14 protein-coding genes and 2 riboswitches are annotated in these 15,777 nt (G+C 45.4%); all 14 genes read left to right on the forward strand.

Features of this window, described 5'->3' with window-relative positions; genetic code table 11:
- The first annotated feature begins 129 nt into the window (after positions 1 to 129).
- The 14 genes from atpD (at position 130) to A8F94_RS22425 (ending at position 15,776) form a co-directional block, all read left to right on the forward strand.
- Positions 130 to 1,551 (forward strand): F0F1 ATP synthase subunit beta, encoded by a 1,422-nt coding sequence (atpD, locus tag A8F94_RS22360; RefSeq protein WP_066205934.1) that lies wholly within the window; start codon positions 130 to 132, stop codon positions 1,549 to 1,551.
- A 20-nt stretch (positions 1,552 to 1,571) separates the two neighbouring features.
- A complete protein-coding gene (locus A8F94_RS22365; RefSeq protein ID WP_066205937.1) occupies positions 1,572 to 1,979 on the forward strand; it encodes a F0F1 ATP synthase subunit epsilon in 408 nt (135 codons plus the stop codon).
- A gap of 215 nt (positions 1,980 to 2,194) precedes the next feature.
- A riboswitch (cyclic di-GMP riboswitch) is annotated at positions 2,195 to 2,283 on the forward strand.
- Positions 2,284 to 2,442: 159 nt separating this feature from the next.
- Entirely contained in the window at positions 2,443 to 4,734 is a 2,292-nt protein-coding gene (locus A8F94_RS22370; protein ID WP_066205940.1) for an LPXTG cell wall anchor domain-containing protein, read from the forward strand.
- 95 nt (positions 4,735 to 4,829) lie between these two features.
- Positions 4,830 to 5,525, forward strand: a complete 696-nt coding sequence (locus tag A8F94_RS22375; RefSeq protein WP_066205943.1) for a class D sortase — start codon at positions 4,830 to 4,832, stop codon at positions 5,523 to 5,525.
- 100 nt (positions 5,526 to 5,625) lie between these two features.
- Positions 5,626 to 5,716, forward strand: a riboswitch (cyclic di-GMP riboswitch).
- Between the two features lie 680 nt (positions 5,717 to 6,396).
- Entirely contained in the window at positions 6,397 to 6,771 is a 375-nt protein-coding gene (locus A8F94_RS22380; protein ID WP_066205944.1) for an NADH-quinone oxidoreductase subunit A, read from the forward strand.
- Positions 6,762 to 7,274, forward strand: a complete 513-nt coding sequence (locus A8F94_RS22385; protein ID WP_066205952.1) for a NuoB/complex I 20 kDa subunit family protein — start codon at positions 6,762 to 6,764, stop codon at positions 7,272 to 7,274. The genes A8F94_RS22380 and A8F94_RS22385 overlap by 10 nt, the downstream gene beginning before the upstream one ends.
- 3 nt (positions 7,275 to 7,277) lie before the next feature.
- A complete protein-coding gene (locus tag A8F94_RS22390) occupies positions 7,278 to 8,582 on the forward strand; it encodes an NADH-quinone oxidoreductase subunit C (protein ID WP_066205955.1) in 1,305 nt (434 codons plus the stop codon).
- Between the two features lie 3 nt (positions 8,583 to 8,585).
- A complete protein-coding gene (locus A8F94_RS22395; RefSeq protein WP_066205958.1) occupies positions 8,586 to 9,686 on the forward strand; it encodes an NADH-quinone oxidoreductase subunit D in 1,101 nt (366 codons plus the stop codon).
- On the forward strand, positions 9,686 to 10,696 hold the full coding sequence (gene nuoH, locus A8F94_RS22400) for an NADH-quinone oxidoreductase subunit NuoH (protein ID WP_066205962.1): 1,011 nt from the start codon (positions 9,686 to 9,688) through the stop codon (positions 10,694 to 10,696). Before A8F94_RS22395 ends, nuoH begins: the two co-directional genes overlap by 1 nt.
- Before the next feature lie 44 nt (positions 10,697 to 10,740).
- Positions 10,741 to 11,160, forward strand: coding sequence for an NADH-quinone oxidoreductase subunit NuoI (nuoI, locus tag A8F94_RS22405; protein ID WP_043930033.1), 420 nt, complete (start codon positions 10,741 to 10,743; stop codon positions 11,158 to 11,160).
- Complete coding sequence (locus A8F94_RS22410) at positions 11,157 to 11,666, forward strand: NADH-quinone oxidoreductase subunit J (RefSeq protein WP_066205964.1); 510 nt, start codon at positions 11,157 to 11,159, stop codon at positions 11,664 to 11,666. The genes nuoI and A8F94_RS22410 overlap by 4 nt, the downstream gene beginning before the upstream one ends.
- 1 nt (position 11,667) lies before the next feature.
- Positions 11,668 to 11,985: an NADH-quinone oxidoreductase subunit NuoK gene (gene nuoK / locus A8F94_RS22415; RefSeq protein WP_066205967.1), complete on the forward strand. Its 318-nt coding sequence runs from the start codon at positions 11,668 to 11,670 to the stop codon at positions 11,983 to 11,985.
- Positions 11,986 to 12,396: 411 nt separating this feature from the next.
- Complete coding sequence (nuoL, locus tag A8F94_RS22420; protein ID WP_066205969.1) at positions 12,397 to 14,262, forward strand: NADH-quinone oxidoreductase subunit L; 1,866 nt, start codon at positions 12,397 to 12,399, stop codon at positions 14,260 to 14,262.
- A complete protein-coding gene (locus A8F94_RS22425) occupies positions 14,262 to 15,776 on the forward strand; it encodes a complex I subunit 4 family protein (RefSeq protein ID WP_066205972.1) in 1,515 nt (504 codons plus the stop codon). The genes nuoL and A8F94_RS22425 overlap by 1 nt, the downstream gene beginning before the upstream one ends.
- The last annotated feature ends 1 nt before the right edge of the window (position 15,777 follow it).

Here is a 15,777-nt window from a genome sequence, read left to right on the forward strand (position 1 = left end):
GTATGGAGTGAAATGTACATTCCAGCTTTCGGGTTTTTATAAAAAGGAAAGTACTTTATCCTTTTTTAACGGAAAAGGAAAACGAAGGCCAGTAACTGGCGGGTTTTTCTAACGATAGGAGGGAAAACGATGAACACAGGACAAGTCCTGCAGGTTATGGGTCCGGTAGTTGACGTAAAGTTTGAAAGCGGCAGACTGCCGGAAATCTATAACGCATTAACTATTAATACCAAAGCTCAAAATGCATCGGAAGTCGATATTAACCTGACTTTGGAGGTTGCCCTTCACCTGGGTGATGATACTGTCCGGACAATCGCTATGGCTTCGACAGACGGCTTGACTCGCGGTGTAGAAGTTGTAGATACTGGTGCGCCAATTTCAGTACCAGTTGGTGATGTAACACTGGGCCGCGTATTCAACGTACTTGGCGAGGCTATCGATTTGAAAGAAGATGTTCCTCAAAGCGAGCGCAGGGATTCAATCCACCGAGAAGCGCCAACCTTCGAACAGCTCTCTACAGAGGTCGAAATTCTTGAAACAGGCATTAAGGTTGTTGACCTGCTGGCACCATACATCAAGGGTGGTAAAATCGGCCTCTTTGGAGGTGCAGGTGTTGGTAAAACTGTTCTTATCCAGGAATTGATCAATAACATCGCGCAGGAACACGGAGGTATATCGGTTTTCGCGGGTGTTGGGGAGCGAACTCGTGAAGGAAATGACCTTTACCATGAAATGACCGATTCCGGCGTTATTAAAAAGACTGCGATGGTATTCGGCCAGATGAACGAGCCGCCTGGCGCGCGTATGCGTGTTGCCCTGACTGGTTTGACTATGGCAGAATATTTCCGTGATGAACAAGGACAGGACGTTCTATTCTTCATGGATAATATCTTCCGATTCACTCAGGCAGGTTCCGAGGTTTCCGCGTTGCTTGGCCGTATGCCATCAGCTGTAGGTTACCAGCCAACCCTTGCTACAGAAATGGGTAAGCTGCAGGAACGTATTACATCTACAAACAAAGGATCCGTTACATCCATTCAGGCCATTTATGTTCCAGCCGATGACTATACTGACCCGGCTCCTGCTACAACATTTGCCCACTTGGATGCAACTACAAACCTTGAGCGTAAACTATCCGAAATGGGTATCTACCCTGCGGTGGATCCACTTGCCTCAACATCCCGCGCATTGTCGCCGGAAATTGTTGGCGAGGAGCATTACAGTGTGGCCCGCCAGGTACAGCAAACACTCCAGCGCTATCGGGAACTCCAGGATATCATTGCGATTCTTGGTATGGATGAGCTAGGGGATGAGGATAAGCTTGTTGTACACCGTGCGCGCCGTATCCAGAACTTCCTTTCTCAAAACTTCCACGTTGCCGAGCAGTTTACCGGTCAGCCTGGATCCTATGTACCGGTTAAAGAAACGGTTAAAGGCTTCCGTGAAATCCTTGACGGTAAATATGACCATCTTCCGGAAGATGCGTTCCGTCTGGTCGGCCGTATCGAGGATGTTGTTGAAGCTGCAAAACGCATGGGTGTAGAGGTTTAAACCAGCCAGGAGGGTGAAAAATGAGGACGATGAAAGTCAGTGTTGTAACTCCCGATGGCCCGGTATATGAATCAGATGTTGAGATGGTTAGCACAAAAGCTCAGAGCGGTGAACTCGGGATTCTTCCCGGCCATATCCCAATGGTAGCCCCATTGGATATTGGTGCAGTAAGGCTGAAAAAGGATGGAAACACGGATTATGTTGCAGTTACCGGCGGATTCCTTGAAGTACGTCCTGATCAAGTCACGATCCTGGCCCAGGCTGCTGAACAGTCGAATGCCATTGATGTGGAGCGTGCCCTGCGTGCGAAAGAGCGTGCCGAACAGCGACTCCGTGAGCGCCAGCAGGAAAACGTTGACTTCAAACGGGCTGAGCTTGCCCTGCAGCGTGCCATCAACCGTCTGGCTGTTGCGGAAAGAAGACTATAAAACTAATAATTAAAAAGCTGGTTGGGAGACTGTCACATGACATCTCCTCAACCAGCTTTTTTTGTTTTAATCCAAAACCTGAACATTGTATGAAAAATAGTCAATTTGGCACATTTTTACTAGAAGGGGTTTAGGACTGGTTGAATGCGGGGTAATCCATATACTGTAATGAACGGTTAATTATGGGATTTTCATCAATCGATTTATCTACATAAAAACGATAAAGGCAAACCTTCCGAAAGGAGGGGACGCAAAGCCTAGGAGCCTGTAATCATTTTTTGATGATGGCCGTCCAGCTGCCAGAATATTTCTGGCAGCTTTTTTGCGTTTACTCGATATTTCGTATCGGGTAGGCTATCGGCTATTTCATAAATAATTATATAAACGGGGTGATGCCTTTTTAGAGGACAAGCTGCTTTTATTCCTGTTGAGGTACGAAATATAGTGAAAGAGGGGATAGTTTTTGAAAAATAAAAAAATCGGACTACTGCTTATTGCACTGCTTATGTTCTTCAATCTTCTTCCGAACGGGGCTGTTTTTGCCAACAATAGCAATAACGGAGGAGTCGCCCAGCCCAAGGAAGGGTTTGAAATGTTCAAGGTAGATTCAGAGGCTTGGAAGGATGGAACCTATAAACATCAGGGAGGGACACTTGAGGTCAACCTTAAATTTGAAAAGGCCGGCAATAAAAAGGAAGCAAAATCTGTATCCTGGACGTCGAATATTCCTGTCTATTTCGTAAATGTAAAGGGAGGAAGAGGTGGCGATGAAACTCCTTATCCTGACGGAGCGCTATCTGGAAAAGGGTTAGCTGCACCAGATAACAAAGAAATCAGCCATATTGCTTTTTACTATAAAAAGAATGAAACTCCTGGAGAAGGAAAGAAGTCACCGGGCCAAGAACAAAAACCGCCTAAACAAGGAGAAAGCCCACGAAATGGTGGGGAAAATCCGCCAGGTAAGGGAGATGAAAATGGAAACAGCAAGACCAACAAGTTTAAAGTAAATCTTATTAATGGCTGTATGCCCCTATCAGACCATGTATTCTTTATTCTGAATGGTAGCTCCAAAATCATTCTTGATGATTATCGTATTACCCTAAAAGACGTTGAGACAAAGGATATTGACAAAATAGGCGTTGTTTTGCAAAGCGGAAAAGAGCTTCTTTTTGAAAGGGAAGAGGTTCTCGTCGAATCGCCTAAAAACGAAAACGGTACAGTTATCTTTAAAATTGAGTGTAAAGAAGACCCACCTCCAGGGGATGGCAATAATAATCCACCAGGAGACACCACACCACCGGGAGATACCACACCGCCAGGAGACACCACACCACCAGGAGACACCACACCACCGGGAGACACTACACCACCAGAAGATAACACACCTCCAGAAGACAATAACCCGCCAAGTGATAAGGAAAAGCCTATTAAATTTAAAGTAAACTATATCAAGGGCTGCATGCCTTTAGTAGACCATGCATTTTTCATCCTCACGAATGGAAAGAGGCTAGACCTTGAAAGGAACATCGTTGAATTCAAGGATGTGACCCTTGAGGATATTGACAAGGTAGGGGTCGTCCTTAAGGATGGAAAAGAACTTATTTTCAAAAAAGAGGAAGTATTAGTAGAGTCGCCTAAAAATGAGAACGGGACAATCGTCTTTAAGATTAAATGTAAATCAGAACAGCCTCCAGCTGAGAAACCTGGCATGAGTAAAATAAAACTCATTCTAAAGGATTGTCTTGGAACTGTTGAAAAGGCCTGGCTTGTATTAGGAGAAAACAGGGAAATAGAGTTTGATTCTCTAACTGGCAGCCTGAAGCTTGAAGATATTGGCCTCAAGGATATAAAGGGAGTAAAGGTGAAGATTGGGGACGAGTTTAAATCATACTTAATTACTGGCCAGGATATTAAGGTTAAAGTGAAGGATAATGGCACGATTGTGATTACGATTGACTGTCCAAAACCACCGCCTGAGGGAAAGCCTGAACCAACAAAGGTAAAGCTTGTCATTGAAGACTGTATCGGCCATGTGGAGAAGGCGTGGCTTGTACTCGGGGATGGCAGAGAGATTGAATACACCAATCTTCTCGATCTAGTCCTGCAGCTTGAAAATATAAAACTAGAAAATATTACAGGCGTAAAATTAAAAATTGGCGAAGAAACAAAAACGTATCTTCTCTCAGATATAAACGTCACTGAAGAAGTAAAGGAAAATGGCGAAATTGAAATAAAAATAAACTGTCCAAATGAGGAACCTCCAAAAGAAACGCCTGTGGAATTGTCAGTGAAAGTCATTCTTGGAAACTGCCTCGGCATAATTGAAAAAGCAGTACTGCTTCTCAAGGATGGTTCAACAGTAAACTTTACTGTTAACGGGGAGCAAGAAACCTTATCCCTTAATCTTAAAGATATAGATGTTCAGTCGGTAAAAGGATTGATTGTAACCATGGGCGGAAAAGACCATACAATGCTTCTTTCCGATCTTGGCCAATCAGAACTGGTGATAGACGGGAATTCAATTACAATCAACATGGCATGTAAAGGGCCAGAAGACGGTACCGGCGTGATTATAGATGAGCCAAAAGTGCCGGGAGGGCCCGTACCGCCGAGTGTTCCTGGCGGAATAGGGGGAGTCAGTGAGGAGCTTCCGCGTACCGGGGAGAATAGCCAGTTTGCATTCTATTTAGCTGGATTGCTTTTCTGTATTGCCGGAACGGGAATGCTAAGGGCGTTAAGAAGGAGGACTGCCTGAAGAAATGAGGGAGAGGGAGACTAAGTTCTCCCTCTGTTTTTTAGCTGATATTTAATAGTTAAAGAAGTTCGAGACTGGAACAAAGGGTGATGAAAATGAGAAGGATTACAGCCGTATTATTGATTTTAATCGGGCTGGTGCTAATCGCTTACCCCTCCGGCAAAAACCTTTACAGTGATTACATGCAGAAAAAAATAATTCGGGAATGGGAAGCCAGTGGAGAAGAGTTTTTGGAAATTGACAATCGTGCTAGAAACAGCCTCAGCCAGCTAACGGAAATATTCGAAGGGTCCCTTGATGCAGCTCCGATTGAGGCAGCGGGTTCAGCAGCAAAGCAAACCACTGGGGCCAAGAAAAAGAAACACGCTAACAAAGACAAAGAACCTAAAGAAAAATCTCATGTTCTTGGAGTGATAGAAATTAAGAAGATAGGAGTACAGCTTCCGCTACTGGAGGGAGCGACCACGGAGAATATGAAATATGGAGCGGGGCATCTGACAGGCACTGCCTATCCGGGGGAAGCCGGGAATGCCGCCATTGCCGCGCATAGAAGCAGGTCGTTTGGGAGGATGTTTAACAGGCTTGGAGAACTCGAGTCAGGGGATAGTATCGTTATTAAAAACAAACAACAAACTTATAAATACAAGGTCTTTAAAATTTCCATTGTTACTCCGGTTGATACATCGGTTTTAAGGGGAAATGGAGATGATAGAATGTTGACCCTGATCACCTGTGATCCAGTCGATACTGCAACACACCGATTAATCATCCATGCCAAGCTGGTTCCCTAAACTGACAAGGTCTTTACGTTGGGAAATTACTCCAAAAGGTTGTAGAACTTTAGCTTGCCAGCAACTATACTTTTAGATGAAGAGAAAATAAACTGACTCTTATCCGAAATGGCAAACCTGTTGAAAGGCAGGGACGCAAAGCCAAAGGGCCTCCCCCAAAAAAATTTTGGACAGGCAGCCTGGTTACCGAAAGGGAGTTTTTTTGCGCAAATTTTTAGTATTCTGCTAGTTTTTCTGATATTTCCGCCAATTGAACCAGTTGTTGTGAATGCCTAAATGGTACTTGTCCAAACTCCGCCCATTGCCACATACATACAGATTCCCTCCCCAAAGGAAGTATATCGGCCGGAAGCAAAGCACATCGGGTAAAAAAGTAAAAGTAGGCATTTCATAGAGTGGCAGAACGTACTATTACAAATCTTCCAGCCAATGGCTCATTAACCCAACAAAATGAATAGTAGCAAGCCGCCTCCAGGCCTATATCTAAACAGTCAGGTGGTTTTTGATTGTGTATATAATCAAGGCGATTTATATGGTCTAAATATCTCAATCAGAGCATGCACTCGGGTGAAATAGGATTTTGAAACCCATTGGACTGGCCGGCAGGTTTTAAGAAGGCAATTACTTTGGGAAACTGTCCTTTACATGGATGAAAAAGGCCTGTACTGAATACATATAGTAAGGAATTACGGTAAGGATGCTTCATAAAGGACGGTGACAATTTAGAATATTTTGTCGATAAAAATGAGAAACAAACTCACTCTTCTTTTTATATCAGGGTTTATCGACACACAAATCCAACAATGCTATAATTGTATTCGGTTACATGTTTAACAAGTGTGAAAATTCTACAACATTGGAGGGGATGGGCATGGATTTGCTGAATGTATATCAGAATAATTATCTGATAGTTTTTGTGTTTCTGTGTCTCGGGATTTTGCTGCCGATTGTGGCACTGTTTTTAGGAAAGCTTCTGCGTCCACATAAACCAAGTGATGCGAAGTATACCACTTATGAAAGCGGGATTGAACCGTTTCACGATTCACGAGTGCAATTCAATGTCCGGTATTATATTTTTGCCCTAATGTTCGTTATTTTTGATGTGGAAACAGTGTTTTTGTATCCATGGGCAGTAGCCTATGATAAGCTCGGGATTTTTGCATTGATCGAAATGCTGATTTTCGCATTGATGCTTGTGCTCGGGCTTGTTTATGCTTGGAAAAAGAAGGTGTTGAAATGGAACTAAAATTGGACAACATATCTCCTCATGAAATGGAAGAAATGAAGCGGAATGTCTTTTTGACTACCCTTGAACAGGTAAAAGCCTGGGCAAGAAGCAATTCCCTCTATCCAATGACTTTTGGGCTCGCTTGCTGCGCAATTGAAATGATGGGGGTCGGAGCAGCCAATTATGACCTTGACCGTTTTGGATCCTTCTTTAGAAATTCTCCCCGGCAATCTGATGTCATGATTGTTTCCGGGACGGTCACGAAAAAAATGGCACCGATTGTCCGGCGCCTTTATGACCAAATGCCGGAACCAAAATGGGTAATCGCTATGGGTTCCTGTGCAACTGCCGGAGGTCCATATATCCATTCCTATTCAGTTGTAAAAGGCGTGGATCAAATTATTCCGGTCGATGTATATATTCCCGGCTGCCCGCCAAATCCGGCAGCCCTGATCTATGGTATCAATAAACTTAAAGAAAAGATTCGGTACGAGGCGAAGACGGGGAAGAAGGTGATCTAACCGATGAGCGGGGAGAAAGATCTTGAGCAACTAAAAAAGGAAGCAGTAGAGAAAGCAAAGGCAGCCGCGGCCGCAAAACGTGCGGCGAAAGCAGCACAGGAAGCGTCCAAGGCCAATGAGCCTGTACATAACGTTCCGCAGGCTGAACCTGAAAAACCTGTACAACAATCTGCAGATAATGAGGAACTAGCCCAAAAGAAAGCAGCAGCGGCAGCGAAAGCAAAGGCAGCTGCACTCGCGAAGCAGAGGCGTGAATCCGGGACAGGGGAAATGAGCCAGGAAAAGGCCCAGCCAGCGGAAACACCTCAACAATTAATTGAGGATGAAGATTTAGCGAAGAAAAAGGCGGCAGCCGCTGCGAAGGCGAAGGCAGCTGCACTAGCGAAACAACGGCGTGAAGCTGGAAACGCCGAACAGCCTCAAAACTCCCAGCCGGTAGAAGGAACTGTACCTGAAACTGGTGACGATTCCGATTTAGCAAAGAAAAAGGCAGCTGCGGCTGCGAAGGCAAAAGCAGCAGCTGCAGCAAAGGCAAAGGCGGCAGCACTCGCAAAACAGTCAGGCGAAGCAGGTGCTGAGGCAGCGGGCGATGATGAAAAAGCAAAAGCAATCGCTGCGGCGAAGGCAAAAGCGGCAGCTGCAGCAAAGGCAAAGGCAGCCGCACTCGCAAAACAGTCGGGCGAAGCAGGTGCTGAGGCAGCCGGCGATGACGAAAAAGCAAAAGCCATCGCTGCCGCGAAGGCGAAAGCTGCAGCAGCTGCAAAGGCACGTGCTGCAGCATCAGCAAAAGGCGGCGCTGAGAAGGAAGAAACAGCACCGGCAGCTCCTTCTCCTAACCAAGTTTATCTTAATAAGTATGTAAAAGTGATTGAAGAGCATCTTGGCAAGGATGTTTTGGAAGATTCCTATATTAATAAACTTTCAAAGGATGTCCCTACACTTGTAGCCAAGAAGGAAACCTACTACAAGGTCGCCCAGTTCCTTAAATTCAATGAACAGCTCAGCTTTGACTATCTATCGGAGCTGCACGGGTCGGACTTTGAGACACATATGGAATTGTATGTTCACTTGTACTCATACAAAAATCGCCAATCTGTGGCTTTGAAAGTGAAAGTTGATCGTGACGAGCCAACAATCGAATCCCTCCATCCGTTATGGGCAGGTGCAAACTGGCCTGAATGTGAAGCCTATGATTTGCTGGGGATTACATTTACAGGACATCCGAATTTGCATAGGATCCTCCTGGGAGAAGATTGGGTAGGCCATCCACTAAGAAAAGACTACGAGCAGTACGACGTGGAGGTGTAACCTGTGATACGAACTGAAGAAATGCTGCTGAATGTAGGGCCTCAGCACCCAAGTACCCACGGAGTGTTCCGGCTTGTCGTCAAAATTGATGGAGAAATCATTACGGATGCACAGCCGGTGATTGGATATTTGCACCGCGGAACTGAAAAGATTGCTGAAAATCTTCAATATACACAAATCATTCCATATACAGACCGGATGGATTACATTTCATCAATGACAAATAATTATGTAATCTGCCATGCAGTTGAAACGATGATGAATATCCAGGTACCGGAAAGGGCGGAATACCTTAGAGTCATTGCAATGGAATTGAATAGGGTTGCTAGCCATCTTGTCTGGTGGGGAACATATCTGCTTGACTTGGGTGCAACTAGCCCATTCATTTATGCTTTCAGAGAACGTGAAATGATTATCAATATGCTCAATGAGCTTTCCGGCGGCCGTTTGACCTTCAACTATATGCGTGTTGGAGGCGTAAAATGGGATGCGCCTGAAGGCTGGATTGATAAAGTAAAAGAATTTATCCCATACATGAGGGAACAGCTTAAAGGCTATCATCAGCTTGTAACTGGCAATGAAATCTTTAGGAATAGGGTAAAGGGCGTGGGCCGCTATTCAAAGGAAACGGCAATCCAATATTCATTGACCGGCCCGAATCTAAGGTGTACAGGTGTCAAATATGATTTACGCAAGGATGAACCTTACTCGATTTATGACCGGTTTAATTTTGACGTGATTACCGAGGAGGGCGGCGATGCCTGGGCCCGTTACCATGTCCGCACCCGTGAAATCGAGGAATCTTTGAAAATACTTGAACAGGCGTGCGAGCAATTCCCGGAGGAAGGGGAAATCCTCGCCAAGGTACCGAAGATTATCAAGGCTCCAAAAGGTGAAGCATATGTCAGAATTGAATCACCGCGCGGGGAAATCGGCTGCTATATTGCAAGTGATGGAAAAAAAGAGCCATATCGCCTTAAATTCAGAAGACCTTCCTTCTATAACCTGCAAATCCTGCCGAAGCTGCTGGTCGGTGAAAATATGGCGAATATGATTGCGATTCTGGGGGCTATTGATATTGTCCTCGGGGAGGTGGATGGGTAATGATACAAAATTTGCTTTCCTCAACCCCGGGGCTGGCCAACTTTGCTATCTTTTTCTTGCTAACCACGGTGTTCCTGCTCGTTGTTCTAGGCTTCGTAACGTATGGCATTCTCGCGGAACGAAAGGTCATGGGCTTCATGCAAATGCGGCATGGCCCGAACCAGGTTGGCGGACGCTGGGGATTGCTTCAGACAGTGGCGGACGTATTAAAGCTTCTGCTAAAGGAAGACATTATTCCGAAGGCAGCTGACCGGCCGCTTTTCATACTGGCTCCAGTGATCGCTTTTGCACCTTCCTTTATGGTACTCGCGGCAATTCCATTTACAGATGCATTTCAATTTGCTGATATTGGTGTCGGGCTTCTCTACTATATAGCGGTATCAGGTTTGACTACCTTTGGTATCCTCATCGGCTCTTGGGGTTCAAATAACAAGTATGCATTGCTCGGCGGCATGAGAGCAGCAGCCCAGATGATATCCTATGAAATACCGCTTGTTATGTCAGTACTTGGTATCATCCTGCTGACGGGAAGCCTGAACTTGAACGACATTGTCGACGCTCAGAAAAATGGGTGGTATATCATTCTGCAGCCTATTGGATTTCTTGTCTTCCTGGTGGCGTCCGTTGCAGAGTTAAACCGTGTCCCATTCGACCTCCCAGAAGGGGAATCTGAAATTATTTCAGGATACCATATCGAATACTCAGGCTTTAGATGGGCATTTTTTATGCTTGCGGAATATGTGTACATGTTTGGAATGGCAGCTCTAACTACAGTGTTATTCCTGGGCGGATGGCTGCCACCTTTGGAGATTCTCAATTTTATTCCGGGAGCAGTCTGGTTCTCGCTTAAATTTAGTTTAATTATTTTTATCCTGATATGGTTCAGGTCCACATTCCCGCGTTTCCGCGCAGATAAACTAATGGAATTTGGCTGGAAGGTCCTTCTTCCGGTTGCGTTGGCTAACGTTTTCCTAACTGCGCTTATTAAAGAACTCTTGGAACTCTTTTAGCGAATAGGAATTTGTCTTAAATGATTGAAATAAGGGGTGAGAACATGCTTGGATTGGCAAAAGGCTTAAAATATACCCTGAAAAATCTGACCAGGGAAAAGGTAACGTACGATTATCCGAATGAACCGCTGCCGTTGCCTGACCGATTCCGGGGAATTCAGAAGTTTTATCCTGAAAAATGCATCGTTTGCAATCAATGTGCAAATATTTGTCCAACTGACTGCATACAGCTAACAGGGAAAAAGCATCCGGATCCGACTAAAAAGGGAAAGGTCATTGATACGTACGATATCAATTTCGAAATTTGTATACTGTGCGACCTGTGTACAGAGGTATGCCCTACCGAAGCAATTATTATGACGAATAATTTTGAACTTGCTGAATACAGCCGGGATTTCCTGTTTAAAAATCTTGAGTGGCTGGATGAAAATGATGAGAATGTTCGGAAGGTGAATAAGCCATGATCTCAGGAGAATTTCTGGCCTTTATGGGGCTTGCGTTAGTCGGAGTTATCGGGGGCGTGCTTCTTTTGAACTTAACGAAAGTCGTCCATATGGTCGTCGCCCTCGTATTCACATTCGTCAGCATTGCTGGAATTTACATTTTGCTTTCAGCTGAGTTCATCGCTGCCGTACAAATACTTGTGTATTCCGGTGCGATCACCATCATCATGCTCTTTGGGATCATGCTTACAAAACATGACGATGAAGGCGAGCAGCAGAAAGGGAACTTGCGAAATATTCCTGTCTTTTTGGGGGTTGCAGCATTTGCCGGTGTGGTGTATGCCGGTATCTATAATCTAGATTTAAATCCTGGCTCTAATACCCTTCATGTAAACAACACCGAACAAATTGGCATTGCTCTGTTTTCTAGATATATCATTCCGTTTGAACTAGTTTCTGTTGTCCTGCTTGTTGCCCTGGTGGGGGCAATTATCCTGGCAAAAAAAGATCAGAAGGAGGGCGAGTAATATGGGTTCCGGTGTACCGGCTTCTGCTTTCCTTGCCCTGGCACTGATACTGTTTTGCATTGGTTTGTACGGTGCCCTTACAAAACGTAATACAGTCATCGTACTCATTTCAATTGAATTGATGTTGAATGCAGTCAATATTAACCTTGTTACCTTCAGCAAATATGGCGTGGCTCCATCTATTGACGGGCAGATCTTCGCGCTGTTCTGTATGGCAATCGCAGCAGCCGAAGTGGCTGTAGGGCTAGCGATTCTCATTTCTTTATACAGAAACAAAAAAACCGTCAACGTCGACGAAATGGATATTTTGAAACATTAAAAGCGGAAGTGCCCGGTAAGCAGCGTATGGCCTGGAGGGCCTCGAAGTGAGATAAAGGAAACACGAGGAGCGAAAGCGAATCGATGTTGACTTATCGTAACAGAGGGGACCGAAGGACACTAGACGCTGGGCGCTGAAGCTGGATAGATTAAAAGCGGAAGTGCCGCGTACAGCCCTTAATGCGAGCGAAGCCTCCTCGAAAGAGCTAAAGCTTTTTTTCATTCGAGGTGAACGCTTCCGAAGCTTTGTCTTGTAGGGCACACGTGGAGATAGTGAAACTTCCATCAGCGTTCTTTGCTGATGGTTAGTAAAACGCAGGGCCGACCTGCGGAGCCTGTCTAAAAGGCTCAATCAGGCGCGCTGACAGAGACCACTGACAAATGGATGCGCGTTTAAAAAGGGGATAGTGTATTGATGGAAAATGCATGGATCATACCGCTTCTCCCGCTCTTATCGTTTTTGATTCTTCTTTTATTCGGAAAACGCCTTAAAGAGGCAAGCGCTTATGTAGGAATAGCGCTGACGCTGGCAACCCTTGCCATGTCTCTGTTTGTCCTTTTTGAGCGATTTTCAGAGCCTACATATAAATCCGAGGCTACTTGGCTCACAATAAGGGAGATTCAATTAACAGCGGGATTTGAAGTGAACCAACTAAATGCATTGATGCTACTTATTGTGTCGCTCGTTAGCTGTCTCGTACATATCTATTCGAAAGGATACATGCAAGGCGATGAGCGCATTCCGGTTTTCTATGCCTATCTTGGCTTGTTTACATTTGCCATGCTGGGATTGGTCATTTCACCGAACCTTTTGCAAACCTATATATTCTGGGAATTGGTAGGGCTTGGGTCATTCTTGCTGATTGGCTTTTATTTCTACAAAGAGGAAGCTAAGGCTGCCGCCAAGAAGGCGTTTATTATGACCAGGATTGGTGATGTTGGCCTTTTGATAGGCATGATTCTCTTATTCTGGGAAACTGGCAGCTTTGAATATGATGAAATCTTTAAAGCAGTAGAAGGCGGAGCTATTGCAGGCGGAATGCTAACGTTGATTGCAATTCTCATTTTCGTAGGGGCTATGGGTAAGTCTGGCCAGTTCCCGCTGCATACATGGCTTCCGGACGCGATGGAAGGCCCGACACCTGTTTCTGCCTTGATTCACGCAGCCACAATGGTTGCGGCCGGTGTCTATCTTGTTGCCGCCTTGTTCCCACTGTTTAATGCCAGTGAAACCGCTATGCTGACGGTTGCTACCATTGGCGCATTCACTGCCATTTTTGCGGCAAGCATCGGCCTTGTTCAAAAGGATATCAAAAGGGTACTTGCCTATTCGACAGTCAGCCAGCTCGGTTACATGATGCTTGCACTTGGTTCTGCAGGTTATGTAGCAGGCGTGTTTCACTTGATGACCCACGCATTTTTCAAAGCGCTCCTGTTCCTGGCTGCAGGGAGTGTCATCCATGCCGTCCACACACAGAATATTGAAGAGATGGGCGGTCTTTGGAAAAAACTGAGGCTCACCGGACCACTGTTCCTAATCGGAACCCTTGCTATCAGTGGTGTCCCGTTATTTTCCGGTTTCTTCAGTAAAGAAGAAATCCTGATCGCCGCTTGGGAGGCAGGGCATCCAATCCTGTTCACTCTTGCAGTGATTGCGGCATTCTTTACAGCCTTCTACATGTTCCGATTGTTCTTTATGGTTTTCTGGGGCGAATCCCGTTCTGATACAAAAAATGTGCACGAATCTCCTGCCTCTATGACAGGGCCGATGATTATTCTTGGCGTCCTTGCGGTTGTAGCTGGCTACGTTAATACACCATGGTTTGGCTCATTCCTCGGCGATTGGCTTACTGAAGGAACCGAAGCACTTGGACACGGCCATATCAAAGGGCCGGCCTGGATTATGCTTGTTGCAACACTCGTGTCGCTGGCGGGAATTTTCCTTGCTTGGCTCATGTATGGAAAACGTTCAATTTCAAGGGATTGGTTAAGCGGCAGTACACCAATGCTCCACACCATTCTCTATAACAAATATTATGTTGATGAGTTTTACCAGCTGTCTGTCGTTAATGCAACGAAGGGCATCAGCCATTTTTTCCGCTATCTTGATATTTTCCTGGTTGAAGGATTGGCAAGCCTAGTATCAGGTACAATCCAGGCTCTGGGCAAAACAGGATCGAAACTTCAGTCCGGACAAGTGCAAACTTATGCTGCCATTGCCTTCATCGGACTTGCTGTACTGACAGTCATCTTTGCGCTGACAGGGGGGTACTTGTAATGGATCTTTCGTTTGTTCTTACACTGCTCGTATTCTCCCCTCTGTTGGGAATCGCAGTTTTGGCCTTTGTTGGTAAATCGAATGAGAAGTCTGTAAAGCTAGTAGGATTCCTGGCTACCATTCCTCCACTGCTTATCGCAGTTGGAACGTATCTCCATTACCTATGGGGCAAAGACCTTGAAGACTTTTCGGTTAGGGCCGAGTGGATCCAATTTGGCGGTTTTACCGAGGAGAACTTCTTTTCTGTCTACTATGAACTGGCGATCGATGGCTTTTCCATGCTGCTGGTTGTATTGACAGCAGTTGTCGCAACTCTTGCGGCGCTGGCCTCTTGGAAGGTAAACAGGGAATTGAAAGGGTACTTCATGCTGTTCCTTCTCCTTGAGGTTGGCATGCTTGGTGTCTTTACGGCTCAAAACCTGATTTTATTCTTCCTCTTCTTTGAAATGACGCTTATTCCAATGTTCTTCCTGATTGGAAAGTGGGGTTATTTTGAAAGGGAAAAAGCAGCTTATAGCTTTTTGATTTACAATGGGCTTGGTTCAGCCATCTTGCTGATTGTAATCATGGTTCTATTTTCGAGACTGGGCACCACCAATATCGACATTCTTCAGACATTGGTAAAAGATCCGGCTGCTGGATTGGATGAACCGATTACGGCAAGCGTCAAGATGGGCTTATTGATTGCACTGCTCGTTGCCTTTGGCATCAAGCTGCCAATTGTGCCTCTCCATAGCTGGATGCTAAAGGTACACGTTCAGGCTCCACCTGCAATTGTCATGATCCACTCGGGCATTCTCCTGAAAATTGGAGCATACGGATTGATTCGATTTGGCCTCGGAATCTTCCCTGAACAGTTCAAGGAGCTTTCAGTCATTATCGCCATACTCGGCATTGTGAATCTCCTGTACGGTGCCTTTCTGGCTTTTATCCAAAAGGACTTCAAAATGGTGCTTGCTTACTCATCCATTTCTCATATGGGAATCGTCCTGATTGGACTGGCCGCATTAAATGAGGCAGGTATTCAGGGTGCTATATTCCAGGTAATTTCACATGGATTGATTTCAGCCTTATTGTTCTTCCTTGTTGGAGTCTTATATAACCGGCTTGATACATCCCTTCTTGCGAATCTGGGCGGCCTTGCGAAAGGCATGCCAATCGCTTCTGGTATTTTGCTGGCTGCCGGCATGGCATCTCTCGGGCTGCCTGGCATGTCAGGATTCGTAAGCGAATTTATGGCATTCCTGGGGTTGTTTGAGGTAATGCCAGTTCTGGCGGCAATAGGCTGTATCGGTATTATTATGACTGCGGTATACCTGCTGCGTGCGATTCTTGGCATCACATATGGGCAGTCTCATCGGGAATTTACAGCTGTATCTGACTTGAAGGGCGTTGAATATGTGCCTGCAGTGACTCTTTTATTCCTTATAGTACTGATAGGTGTATTCCCAAGTGTGCTCGGCTCACCGCTTCAATCGGCTCTAAAAACTATCATGCTTGGGCTGGGGGGTTGAT

Origin of the sequence: Bacillus sp. FJAT-27225 (assembly GCF_001685025.1) — a bacterium.
Taxonomy (GTDB): Bacteria; Bacillota; Bacilli; order Bacillales; family Cytobacillaceae; genus Bacillus_D.

Coding starts and splice junctions, on each gene's coding strand:
- A8F94_RS22425 (WP_066205972.1), top strand. CDS start 14,262: ATGGATCTTTCGTTTGTTCTTACACTGCTCGTATTCTCCCCTCTGTTG.
- A8F94_RS22390 (WP_066205955.1), top strand. CDS start 7,278: ATGAGCGGGGAGAAAGATCTTGAGCAACTAAAAAAGGAAGCAGTAGAG.
- A8F94_RS22410 (WP_066205964.1), top strand. CDS start 11,157: ATGATCTCAGGAGAATTTCTGGCCTTTATGGGGCTTGCGTTAGTCGGA.
- nuoI (WP_043930033.1), top strand. CDS start 10,741: ATGCTTGGATTGGCAAAAGGCTTAAAATATACCCTGAAAAATCTGACC.
- atpD (WP_066205934.1), top strand. CDS start 130: ATGAACACAGGACAAGTCCTGCAGGTTATGGGTCCGGTAGTTGACGTA.
- A8F94_RS22375 (WP_066205943.1), top strand. CDS start 4,830: ATGAGAAGGATTACAGCCGTATTATTGATTTTAATCGGGCTGGTGCTA.
- A8F94_RS22385 (WP_066205952.1), top strand. CDS start 6,762: ATGGAACTAAAATTGGACAACATATCTCCTCATGAAATGGAAGAAATG.
- A8F94_RS22365 (WP_066205937.1), top strand. CDS start 1,572: ATGAGGACGATGAAAGTCAGTGTTGTAACTCCCGATGGCCCGGTATAT.
- nuoK (WP_066205967.1), top strand. CDS start 11,668: ATGGGTTCCGGTGTACCGGCTTCTGCTTTCCTTGCCCTGGCACTGATA.
- A8F94_RS22380 (WP_066205944.1), top strand. CDS start 6,397: ATGGATTTGCTGAATGTATATCAGAATAATTATCTGATAGTTTTTGTG.
- nuoH (WP_066205962.1), top strand. CDS start 9,686: ATGATACAAAATTTGCTTTCCTCAACCCCGGGGCTGGCCAACTTTGCT.